Here is a 12,276-nt window from a genome sequence, read left to right as displayed (position 1 = left end):
CCGCTCCCATCCATGCTGGGGCTGCGCGTTCAGGGGCTGACCGGATGCGGATGATGGTGCTTCCACCAGCCCCAGCCATGGCCGTTCGGGTCGTGGTCCCCGTCATTGCCCTTGCCGTTGCCGTTACTGCCTTTCCCGTTGCCGGTGTCCTTGTCGCCGTCCCAGCCATGCGAGAAGTCGGGGCCGCGCAGCCCGGCAAGGCCCGGCACATGGTCCAGCACGCGCGGGGATCTGTCCGGCGTATCTCTACCCGGTGATGCGGCCGCCGGTGACGCGGCCGCGATGGCGATCGCGCTGGCGAACAAGGCCAGTCCTGTGGTCGGTTTCATGGTTACACCTCATGGTCAGGGGCGCCGCCGCAGGGGCGCACGCACCGGCCTGCAACGGCGCACCAACAACGCGACGCGATAGTTTAGGGGCCGAGGCGCGGCGGGCGTTGGTCGCCGCGAAGGGGCGGGCGATGGGCGACGCGGTGTTGCGATGCGGCAAGCCGTTTGGCGGCTCGCGATGATCCGGCTGCGGAGAGCCAGGCGAGATCAGCGTCGGCGGGTGCGCGGCCCGGCAACGCGGCCGGAGGAGTAGAGGAGTCAGATGAGGGGTGCTGCACGCCTCCAGCAGCGCGTTGCGGAGTCCGCTCCCGCTGATAGAGTGTCGCCCTCGCTCGCGCCGCTCCCCGTGAAGCGCCGCGGCCCAATTGAAGGATGTCAGACGACGCAGGAGACCGGGACCATGGCGAAGAAGTACACCGCCCAATGCGCGTGCGGCAGCGTCAAGTTCGAGTTCGACACCGATCCCGATTTTGTTGCCGTGTGCCATTGCCTGGACTGCAAGAAGGCATCGGGCGGAGAGGCGGCGACCTTTTTCGGCGTGCCGGAGGACGATTTCACGCTGACCAGCGGATCGCCCGAGCCGTTCCGCTATGTCGCCGAATCCGGCAAGAGCCTGGACCGCAACTTCTGCCCGGAATGCGGCGCGCGCGTGTTCACGAACAATCTGGGCAGCTTCCCCGGCGCGGTCTTCGTGACGCTCGGGAGTTTGGACGATCCGCGCGAGATCGCGCCGAAGCTGGAGATGTTCGTCAAGCGGCGGTTGGCGTGGGTGGCGCCGCTGGACTTGCCGCAGTTTGAGGGGATGCCCGGGTGAGGATTCTCTCGGGTTCGCCGCGCTCATTCCACGGGCCGGCAGCTGGTTTGGTGCATTCAGTAGACCGGCACCGTAATTCACAAGGCTGAGCGGCGGAATGGTGGAAAGCGGACGCTAGCATGGGGCCGACCGGAACTGGAACCAGTCGCAGTGACTCGCTACCGTGACACCATGTTCGACGCATCCGTCTGGGGTCAGGCAGACCTTGAGTTCATGCAACACGGCGCGGTCAACTTGTTTTGGAGGCGAGCGCTTCTCGACGACGCGCGACAGGCCCTGGAAGCCCTTTCCTATGATGTTCAGCTTATCGATTGTGAGCAGGGTTGGTCGAGCTTCCAGACCCAAATGTCTTCGCTGCTACGATGGGATGAGCAGTTCGGTTACTCGCCTTGGAACGGCAATCTTGACGCTTTGAATGATGGTCTCTCAGGCTACCCGTTCCCGTCGAGTAACAAGGCGGCTTTAGCACTCGTTGGGTTTCATTCGCTCGTCCGCAACGATCGAAGATCAAGCGGCGTTGTTCTGGATTTGCTTGAGTATCACTCTAGGCAGTTCCTCTTGTTCTCGAAGAGGCTCATCGTTCTGGTCCAGACAGACGACAACCGTTTCGTACCACCGCTGGTTGGGGGACGAACTCCGCAGTGGAATCGGGAAGAATGGATGAACAAGAACCGCGGGCTTTGAACGTCAACAAATGGATCGCTTACCGACAGACCGCCCTATGAGTCTGCGGTCTAGCGATGCAGCGCCGCGCTAGCGCGCGGCTAGCCTCGGCCGGCCATTCTAAAGCTATTGCGCTTGCAGCCGTAATTTGACCGGAACTCCAGCGACGTGACGCTTGTCCGAGCTGGCAGAGGGGACATAAGATCGCGGCATGATGCTGATCCCCGTTGTCGCTATACTAGTGGCCGATCCACGCGCCCCAGACTTTCCCGAGCAGGTTCCGGGTCTGATGGAAGCGTGCCTGGCAGACGCGGTTGCTACCAACTCCGTGACGGAAACGGACGACAGCCATAAATATATCTGCGGTGGCGACGCGGCCGCGCGGCTCTGGGCATTTCTGGAGCGCGCTAAGATAAAATCCTATGAGCAGGATACACCGGACGAGGGCCGATGGCTCGGCCGCGACTTCCCGCTTGGTGCCTGCTTCAAGCAGATTCGACGGGCCGACGGCACGGCTGGAGGCAAGGGATTATCGTGCACTATATGGGTGCCGCGTCCGGCCGTAGGCACTGCTGACAAGTCCTGAGGACGCCAGCCTTCTATCTCTGACGCGACCTCCAGAGAGGTATGGAACGTGCATTTTTGAGGCTATTGCACGTGGCACCGTAACTCCAACTCCCTTGTATAGAGTTATTGTCGACGTCCGCGTGACTACGCAACGCTAATGACTTCTGTAAATCAATCAGGGCGCGGTATCCCGCCGCGCGATCTCGACCAGCCTCTCGACAAATTCAGAGAGTTCGTCAAACAAATCCGGAGTTGTGCCGAATGATTTTGTTAAAATAGAAATCCCGTCCCTCGTTTTTCGATATTCTACCCTGCTATCGGTAATATTATTGAATAAATCCTTTAGAAGGCGTGCGCCATCTACGCGCTTGAGCCAATCTCTGTCTCTGTAGTCTCCGTTCCATTCGTTAGGCGCGCCATACTTTTGCATCCCACCTATCTGGAGAGCAGCCTCAACGGCCGCAGAAGAATGCTCTTGTTGGTCCAATTCGCTGAGGGTGAGCGCAATGGCTTCGGGTTGAATTAAATAACATTCCAGACATCGACGAGGAAGAAATCGGAGCTTACGTCGCCCCTTCTCAAGCTTTGCAACTTCTTCATCTGAAAGACGTTCACGATCAAGTCCGAAGGCCATGCCCAAAAGCAAGGGAGATAGTCTTTTACCAGCTTGCTCATAGACATCCGTTGCGCTCCTTTGAGAGCCTTGGCCGAAGTCACTGGTAGAAATTACCGGAGCAAATCCAATGCCATCTAGATCGATTCCCAACCTTCGAGCAATGTAGGGCAAGCAAATTTCTTCCGTAGGGCCTTCCACCCAGATCATGCGGTCGTGACCGAACACATCCATCATTGAAAAGCCGAGCGCCGCGGAAACCTCTCTGGCGTGCGCCGCATCTTGCATTGATATAGCTCTAACGGAGGAGTGGAACCCCTCGCGCCGTACCAAGTATATTTTATCCGACGTCGCGCTTGTAATAACATCCGAGGAATGAGTGGAGATAATATATTGATGGTGATTATATTCAGATTTGATGAGGGACATTAACCTCTTAACGGCAGCTGGATGAAGGAAAGTGTTAATCTCGTCTATTAAAAACACGGATTGTTCCGCCGTAACCATAGCAGTGATAATTGCTAAGATCTGCCCAACGCCGGTACCGCTTTCGTTGAGGCTGAAAGAGAGATCTTCGTATTGAGATGTTCGGTCTGGCCAAATTAGTATTTCGTGACCTCCATCACGTGGTACGACTGTTATTCTGTCTATACCACCAATTATCGCAATGACATGAGATTCGATCAAATCGAATATTGGTCGACGGGCTCCTTGGAGATGGGCGAGGACCGTCGCGAGGTTGCTAGCATTTGACTTTAGTCTAGTGTCAGCCATCCACGGGGCTGACCCCAGATTGAGGCGTTGCGCATCGAAATAGAAAAATCCGTCTGATTTTTCGTCGTCTATTATTTTGAAGAGATTCTCAGCATTAGTTGATCTACCTTGATTTGAAGGCGACCCATTAATAAGTTGAATTACGTAGTTAACTTGCTGATTAGAGCCTCTAAAATGCGCAATTGATACACCTCCCCTAGGTTTAGTTGGATTAATCGGCGTGCGAGAAAGCTCAAGGGTAAGTTCGTCATCCAAATTAGATAAGCGGTTAACGATGTCTTTGGCTAATTGTGTCTCTGGACCTTTGCCAGGAAAAATGGGAGTTTCCCCCAAAATTGAAAAGCGGTGAAAAATTTCCCGGGGGGTGACATTTATATCAATAGAGACGTGGGGAGACTTTAATTCTGTTCCCCTAAACGCCGTGGGATTTTTATGTGCGTTACCGGCGAGAGGAAAATTTAACGCCTTTAAAATGGCGCTTTTCCCAGAGTTATTCTGGCCGATGAACACATTCAGGGATTTATCTAATTCGATCCAATCAGAGTCCTGAAATGAGGAGAAGTTTTCGACTCTAAATTTGCTGATCCACATTCTTCCCCCCGGGAACGTGCACGGGCAACGTCCGAAAGGAGATCGCCGCCAACTGCCCTCGACCTACCGCTTGGAATAACTCTTCTCTAGTGCAGGAAACCGCCAAACTGGATGCAATTTGTGTAAAATCCCCGCGCGGCGCGGCTGCGTCTTGCCTTAAAGCTCATACTCGAGATTTTGAATGTCAAATCGCCGAGTCGGTCACTCCCCTCACTCCGCCGCCACAGCTTCCCGCTTTCCGGCAACCTTCCCATCCCTCCCCCGCAGCAACGGCGCGAGGTACTTGCCGGTAAAGCTCCGCTCGACCTTCACCACATCTTCCGGCGTCCCGACCGCGACGATCTCCCCGCCCTTCACGCCACCTTCGGGCCCCAGGTCGATGATCCAGTCCGCGGTCTTGATGACATCGAGATTGTGCTCGATCACCACGACCGTATTGCCCTGCTCGACCAGCGCATGGAGCACTTCGAGCAGCTTGCGCACGTCCTCGAAATGCAGGCCGGTGGTCGGCTCGTCCAATATGTAGAGCGTGTTGCCGGTCGCGCGGCGGCTGAGTTCCTTGGCCAGCTTCACGCGCTGCGCCTCGCCGCCCGACAGGGTCGTCGCCTGTTGGCCGACCTTGATATAGCCGAGCCCGACCTCGACCAGCATTTCCATCTTGTCGCGGATCGGCGGCACCGCCTTGAAGAACTCGGCGGCGTCCTCGACCGTCATGTCGAGCACGTCGGCGATCGACATGCCCTTGAACTTCACTTCCAGGGTCTCACGATTGTAGCGCGCGCCGTGGCACACGTCGCACGTCACATAGACGTCGGGCAGGAAGTGCATCTCGATCTTGAGCACGCCGTCGCCCTGGCACGCCTCGCACCGGCCGCCCTTGACGTTGAAGCTGAACCGTCCGGGCTTGTAGCCGCGCGCCTGGCTCTCGGGCAGGCCGGCGAACCAGTCGCGGATCTGGGTGAAGGCGCCGGTATAGGTCGCCGGGTTCGATCGCGGGGTGCGGCCGATCGGCGACTGGTCGATGTCGATGACCTTGTCGAGATATTGCAGCCCGGTGATCTTGTCGTGCTTGCCCGACAGGATGCGCGCACCGTTGAGCTGGCGTGCCGCGGCGGCATAGAGCGTGTCGATCGTGAAGCTCGACTTGCCCGATCCCGACACGCCGGTGATGCAGGTGAAGGTGCCGATCGGGATCGACGCGGTCACCCCGCGCAGATTGTTGGCGGTGGCATTGTGCACGGTCAGCTGCTTGCCCGTGCCCGAGCGGCGCACCATCGGCACCGGCACTTCGCGCGTGCCGTTGAGATAGTCCGCCGTCACGGAATCGGTGTGCGCGAGCAATTCGGGGAGCGTGCCCTTGGCCACCACTTCGCCGCCATGCACGCCGGCGCCCGGCCCCATGTCGATGATGTAATCGGCGGTGCGGATCGCGTCCTCGTCATGCTCGACCACCAGCACGGTATTGCCGAGGTCGCGCAGCCGCCGGAGCGTCGCGAGCAGCATGTCGTTGTCGCGCTGGTGCAGGCCGATCGAGGGCTCGTCGAGCACGTAGAGCACGCCCGACAGCCCGCTGCCGATCTGGCTGGCGAGGCGGATGCGCTGGCTCTCGCCGCCCGACAAGGTGCCGCTGGTGCGGTCGAGATTGAGGTAATCGAGCCCGACATTGTTGAGGAAGCCGAGCCGCTCGACGATCTCCTTCAGGATACGCTCGGCGATTTCCTTCTGCTGGCCGGTCAGGTGGTTGGGCAGATCGGTGAACCAGGCAAGCGCGTCGACCACCGACAGGCGGGTCGCGTGGCTGATGTCCTGCATCGCGACCTTGACCGCCAGCGCCTCGGGCTTGAGGCGTGCGCCGTGGCACGTCTCGCACGGCTGCGACGATTGATATTTGCTCAGTTCCTCGCGCATCCACGCGCTCTCGGTCTGGAGCATGCGGCGGTTGAGGTTGCCGATCACGCCCTCGAACGGCTTGCGCACGTCGTACGACTTCTTGCCGTCGACGAAGGTCAAGGTGACCGGCTTGCCGCCGGTGCCGTGGAGGATGATCAGCCGGACTTCGCCGGGCAGGTCCTTCCACGGCGTTTCCAGGCTGAACCCGAATTCGCGCGCCAGGCTGCCCAGCACCTGCATGTAATAGGGGCTGGGCGGGTTGGACTTGGCCCAGGGCACGACCGCGCCCTTCTTCAGGCTGAGGTCGTGATTGGGGACGACGAGGTCTTCGTCGAAGATCAATTTCTCGCCGAGTCCGTCGCACGCCGGGCAGGCGCCTTGCGGCGCGTTGAACGAGAACAGGCGCGGTTCGATCTCGGCGATGGTGAAGCCGGACACCGGGCAGGCAAATTTTTCGGAAAAGACGATGCGGTTGGCCGGGACGCCGGCGCCTTTCATTCCTTTTAGCCCCTCCCCTTCAGGAGCGTCAGGTAAACCGCGCCCCGCGCGGTTTAGGTCAGGCTGGGAGCCTGACCGACCTGACGCTGGGTTGGGGTGGGGCAGTTCGGCTTGGAACTCCTGTCGCATTTCGCGGAGAGGCCCCACCCCCAACCCCTCCCCTGATGGGGAGGGGCTTTGAATGGCCTCGACCGTCGTGTCCACCAGATCCACATAGGCCAGCCCCTCGGCCAGCTTCAGCGCGGTCTCGAAACTGTCGGCCAGACGCGTGGCGATATCCGGCCCGACCACCAGACGGTCGACCACCACTTCGATGTCGTGCTTGTATTTCTTGTCGAGCGCCGGCGCCTCGTCGATCTCGTACAGCTCGCCGTCGATCCGCACGCGGGTGAAGCCAGCCTTCTGCCATTCGGCGAGTTCCTTGCGATACTCGCCCTTGCGCCCGCGCACGACCGGCGCGAGCAAATACAGCCGCGTGCCCTCCGGCAGCGCCATGACGCGGTCGACCATCTGGCTGACCGTCTGCGCCGCGATCGGCAGGCCGGTGGCGGGCGAATAGGGCACGCCGACGCGCGCCCAGAGCAGGCGCATGTAATCGTAGATCTCGGTCACCGTCGCGACAGTCGAGCGCGGATTGCGGCTGGTCGTTTTCTGCTCGATCGAGATCGCCGGGCTCAGCCCCTCGATATGATCGACATCGGGCTTCTGCATCAGCTCGAGGAACTGGCGGGCATAGGCCGACAGCGATTCCACGTAGCGCCGCTGCCCCTCGGCATAGATGGTGTCGAAGGCGAGGCTAGACTTGCCCGATCCCGACAGCCCGGTGATCACCGTCAGCGTGTCGCGCGGGATGTCGATATCGACGCCCTTGAGGTTGTGTTCGCGCGCGCCGCGGACGGAAATAGTGCTGAGAGCCATAGGGCTGATTTGTTCCATATTTGTTCGGATGGGGCAAGGGGGAGCTGCCACGTAGGAAATGGGGATTGGCGGCGCGCGCCGCAACCGGGGCCGGGCGCGAGGCACGCGCCGGGCGGTGCCGCGCCACCGGCACCGGATCGTTTCGCTAGCGGCGGAAACTGGACTCGGCCGTGCGAATCTGATGTACAGGGCCGACCACCGATGTGGAGTGCTTGTGCGGGTACAGCGCTTTTCCACCAGTGACGTCCCGGTTCCGCTTCGGCGCGAAGTAGCTGAGGCGGTCTATGCCGCCCACGTTCCCGGCACGATCGATTTCGTGCCCGACGCGCCGTTCAGCGTCGATTTCAGCATGCGCGCGCTGGCCGACGTGGAGGTCGCGACGATGGACGTCTCGCCGGTGCGGTTTCTCACTCCGCCCGACGATCGCGGGATGCTCTATCTCGGGATGACGCTGGAAGGCGGCGGGTCGTTGCTCGACGGACAGGCGGACGTGCGCGCGGTACGCGGCGGCGACGTCTGCGTGATGCGCAGCGAACAGGATTATTCCGTTTTTGCCGACCGGCCGAGCCGGATCATCAATCTTGCCATTCCGTATAGCCGGATCATGCCCGGGCTGGCCGATCCCGGCCGGGCGATCGCGCCGCCGTCGATGGCCCAGCCCGCGGCGCGGTTGCTGCAGGGCTATGCCTCCACCTTGATCGGCCATGACGGCGCGCTGTCGGCGGACGAACAGGCACTCTATGCCGGGCATATCGCCGACCTCGTCGCCCTGTTGCTCGGGCCGACCCGCGATGCCGCCGAGCAGGCGCGGCACGGCGGCGCGCGCGCCGCGCGGCGGCAGGCGGTGCAGGCCGATGTGCGCGCCAATCTGGGCAATCCGGCGCTGTCGCTCGACTGGCTGGCGCGGCGGCACGGGATCAGCCCGTCCTATATCCGCTCGCTATTCTATGACGAGGGGACGAGCTTCACCGATTTCGTCACCGCGGCGCGGCTCGATCGCGTGGCCGCGGCGCTGCGCAACCCGGCCAGCGCGGGCGAAACCGTCGCCGCGCTGGCGCTGGCGGCCGGGTTCGGCGACATCTCCTGGTTCAACCAACTGTTCCGCCGCCGCTTCGGCATGACCCCGTCGGAGATGCGCGCGGGTTGAGTCTTTGGTTTCAGCAGAGCTGAAACGGTTGCGGTGCCAGCCCGCTCCCCCACCCGGCCTCCCAACAGGGTATTCTATGGGAGGCCGGGTGGGGGAGCGGGCTGGCACCGCCGCGGCAAGGCCGCGCTCAACACGACAGTCCCAAAACCCTGACCCTGTCCCCAAGACGCCGCTTCCGGCGGTCCGCTAGACCGGCGTTCAATTCGCGCAAGTCGAGCAAAAGGGGCCATTATGACGGACACGCTGGTCAACACCACCATCCAGGGCGATCAGTCCTATCCCGGCATCGCGCCGCTGGCCGGGGGTGGCTATGTCGTGGTGTGGCAGTCGCAGGGCCAGGATGACGTCAACAACAATTTCGGCATCTATGCGCAACGCTACGATGCGAACGGCGCCGCGGTCGGCAGCGAATTCCGGGTCAACACCGTCACCGCCGACAACCAGACCCTGCCGTCGGTCGCCGCGCTGAGCGGCGGCGGCTTCGTCGTCACCTGGACGACGCCGGGCGTCGATCCGGGCGATACCGACATCCATGCCCAACGCTATGACGTGAACGGCAATCCGGCCGGCGCGGAAGTGCGCGTCAACCCGACCGCGACCAATGTGCAGGACTTGTCCGCCGTCACCGGACTGGCCGGCGGCGGCTATGTCGTCACCTGGACATCGGTTGGCGAGATCCTCTCGCAACGGTTCGATGCCAACGGCAATGCGGTCGGGGCGGAAACCCAGGTCAACACCTATGCCGTGGACGACCAGACCAACCCGGCGATCACCGCGCTGACCGGCGGCGGCTATGTCGTGACCTGGCAATCGTACAATCAGGACGGCTACGATTACGGCATCTACGCGCAACGCTATGACGCCAACGGCAACGCGCTCGGCGGCGAGACGCATGTCAGCACCTATTGGTCCAACATCCAGGCCAATGCCGCGATCTCGGCGACCTCCGACGGCGGCTATGTCATCGCCTGGCAATCCTATGGCCAGGACGGCAGCCAGGAAGGCATTTTTCTCCAGCGCTACGATGCCAATGGGGCGGCGCAGGGCGCCGAAACCCAGGTCAACACCACCACTGCCAGCGTGCAGTCGACGCCGTCGATCGCAGGGCTGGCGGGCGGCGGCTATATCGTCAGCTGGCAATCGTTCGGGCAGGACGGCAGCTCTTTTGGCATCTATTCGCGCGCCTATGACGCGAGCGGCAACCCGACGACCGGCGAAACGCTGGTCAACACCGGCACCGCCCAACAGCAGATCTTCCCGGTAACGGCGGGACTGGTCGGCGGCGGCTATGCGATCGCGTGGGAATCCTATAGCCAGGACGGCAGCGGCTTCGGCGTCTACAAGACCCAGGTCGGGGGCGGTGGGGGGAGCGGGGGCCCCTCCACCTGGACCGGCACGCCGGGCGACGACAGTTTCACCGCCTCGACCGCGAGCGACTGGACGATCTCGGGCCTGGGCGGCAACGACCATCTGTCGGGCGCCGGCGGCAACGACACGATCGACGGCGGCGACGGCAATGACGTGATCCATGGCGGTGGCGGCCGCGACACGATCCACGGCGGAGCCGGCGACGATCTGATCTACGACGCACCGGGGGCGCCGGGCACCAATTTGATCGACGGCGGCGACGGCAACGACACGCTCGATTTCAGTGAGAACGGCAATGCCTTCGCGGTGAACCTGTCGCTGGCGAACCCGGCGGCGCAAGCGGTCGGCGGCGGCGCCTATTCGGTCACCGGGATCGAGAACCTGACCGGCGCCAACCTCAACGACGTGCTGTACGGCGACGCACAGGCCAATGTGCTGAGCGGCGGCCTGGGCAACGACACCCTGACGGGCGCCGGCGGCAACGACACGCTGCTCGGCGGCGACGGCGACGATTATTTGTACGGCGGCCCTGGCGACGATGTGCTGAACGGCGGCATCGGCACCGACACTGCCACCTATTCCGACGCCGTGGCGGGCGTCACGATATCGCTGGCGATCGCCGGGCCGCAGAATACCGGCAGCGTCGGGACGGATACGCTGATCGGGATCGAGAATCTGCGCGGTTCGGAGTTCGACGACACGCTGACCGGCGACGACAATGCCAACCGCATCGTCGGCGGCGAAGGCACCAATACGATCTTCGGCGGCGGCGGCAACGACACCCTGATCGGCGGCAACGGCACCGATTATCTCTATGACGGCGACGGCAACGACACGCTCAACGGCAATGGCGGCAGCGACATATTGGAAGGCCGCAGCGGCACCAACGTCCTGAACGGCGGCGACGGCGACGACATCATCCAGATCCTGGGCGACAGCATCAACACGATCGATGGCGGTGCCGGCAACGACGCGCTGATCGTGTCCGGCTACCAGCGCACGAGCGGGATGACGATCGACCTCACCAGCCTGTGGACCACCGGCAGCGGCACGGTCAACGGCAGCAGCTATACCGGAATGGAATCGGTGCTGAGCGTCCAGGGCAGCGATTTCGACGATTACATCTATCTGGGCGGCCACGCGACGACCGCCGACGTCAATATCGGCGACGTGCTCGATATCGGCGGCGGTGGTGGCGGCAACGACACGATCTTCGGGACCGACGGCGCCAATTACATCAGCGGCAATGCCGGGAACGATAATCTGAGCGGCTTCGGCGGCGCGGACCATCTGTCGGGCGGCGATGGCGACGACGTGCTCGACGGCGGTGAGGGCAACGACGTGCTGACCGGCGGGGCGGGCAATGACCGTCTGTCGGGCGGTGCCGGCGCGGATGCGATGGCGGGCGGCACCGGCGACGATACCTATGTCGTCGACGATCCCGGCGACACCATCACCGAAGCCGCGGGCGAGGGGACCGACACGGTCATGGTCAACGCCGCCAGCTACACGCTCGGCGACAATCTGGAGAATATGACGGGCAGCACCCTGTCCGGCGATCTCGTCCTGACCGGCAATGGCCTCGCCAACCATATCATCGGCGGCGGTTACGAGCCGGCATCCGGGATCTCGATCAACGACACGCTCTATGGCCTCGGCGGCAACGACTGGCTCGAGGGCTTGGAGGGCAATGATACGCTGGACGGCGGTGCGGGTGCGGACATGCTGTACGGCGGTGCGGGGGACGACACGTACGTGGTCGACAATGCCGGCGACAAGGTGTTCGAGAACGCCAACGAGGGCACTGACACGGTTCGATCCTCGGTCTCCTTCACGCTCGGCGCCAATATCGAGAATTTGGTGCTGACGGGCACCGGCAACATCAACGGTACCGGCAATGCCGGCCAGAACATGATCACCGGCAATGCGGGCAGCAACACGCTCGATGGCGGCGGCGGCGGCGGCGGCGATACGCTGCAGGGTGGTGCGGGGAACGATGTCTATTACGTCCGCAACGCCGGCGACGTGATCATCGAGGGCGCGGGAGAGGGCACGGCGGACACGGTGCTGGCGACGGTCAGCTACACGCTGACCGCAGGAGCCC

8 protein-coding genes are annotated in these 12,276 nt (G+C 62.4%); 5 read left to right on the top strand and 3 right to left on the bottom strand.

All coding sequences use genetic code 11. The annotated features are described in order from the left end of the window. Positions 1-29: 29 nt before the first annotated feature. On the bottom strand, positions 30-329 hold the full coding sequence (locus tag Q0L25_RS21280) for a hypothetical protein (protein ID WP_296617840.1): 300 nt from the start codon (positions 327-329) through the stop codon (positions 30-32). A 319-nt stretch (positions 330-648) separates the two neighbouring features. Between Q0L25_RS21280 and Q0L25_RS21275 the strand changes: the two genes are divergently transcribed. The 3 genes from Q0L25_RS21275 to Q0L25_RS21265 all read left to right on the top strand — a co-directional run bounded on the left by Q0L25_RS21275 (position 649) and on the right by Q0L25_RS21265 (position 2,392). Continuing rightward, positions 649-1,143, top strand: coding sequence for a GFA family protein (locus tag Q0L25_RS21275; protein WP_296617838.1), 495 nt, complete (start codon positions 649-651; stop codon positions 1,141-1,143). A 171-nt stretch (positions 1,144-1,314) separates the two neighbouring features. Further along, the gene (locus Q0L25_RS21270; RefSeq protein ID WP_296617837.1) at positions 1,315-1,827 is read left to right on the top strand and encodes a hypothetical protein; all 513 of its coding nucleotides are present in this window, start codon (positions 1,315-1,317) and stop codon (positions 1,825-1,827) included. Between the two features lie 190 nt (positions 1,828-2,017). Further along, complete coding sequence (locus Q0L25_RS21265) at positions 2,018-2,392, top strand: hypothetical protein (protein WP_296617835.1); 375 nt, start codon at positions 2,018-2,020, stop codon at positions 2,390-2,392. Positions 2,393-2,548: 156 nt separating this feature from the next. Here Q0L25_RS21265 and Q0L25_RS21260 read toward each other — a convergent pair whose 3' ends face one another. Beyond that, on the bottom strand, positions 2,549-4,351 hold the full coding sequence (locus Q0L25_RS21260) for an AAA family ATPase (protein ID WP_296617833.1): 1,803 nt from the start codon (positions 4,349-4,351) through the stop codon (positions 2,549-2,551). 210 nt (positions 4,352-4,561) lie between these two features. After that, on the bottom strand, positions 4,562-7,657 hold the full coding sequence (uvrA, locus tag Q0L25_RS21255; RefSeq protein WP_296617831.1) for an excinuclease ABC subunit UvrA: 3,096 nt from the start codon (positions 7,655-7,657) through the stop codon (positions 4,562-4,564). Between the two features lie 214 nt (positions 7,658-7,871). Between uvrA and Q0L25_RS21250 the strand changes: the two genes are divergently transcribed. After that, positions 7,872-8,804 (top strand): helix-turn-helix domain-containing protein, encoded by a 933-nt coding sequence (locus Q0L25_RS21250; RefSeq protein WP_296617830.1) that lies wholly within the window; start codon positions 7,872-7,874, stop codon positions 8,802-8,804. Positions 8,805-9,035: 231 nt separating this feature from the next. Next, positions 9,036-12,276: hypothetical protein (locus Q0L25_RS21245; RefSeq protein ID WP_296617829.1), on the top strand; the 3,241-nt coding region annotated here is incomplete at its 3' end.

Origin of the sequence: Sphingomonas sp. (genome assembly GCF_024508665.1) — a bacterium.
Taxonomy (GTDB): Bacteria; Pseudomonadota; Alphaproteobacteria; order Sphingomonadales; family Sphingomonadaceae; genus Sphingomonas.
Note: the sequence above shows the minus strand (reverse complement) of the source record. Positions and strands in the feature narration are given on the sequence as shown.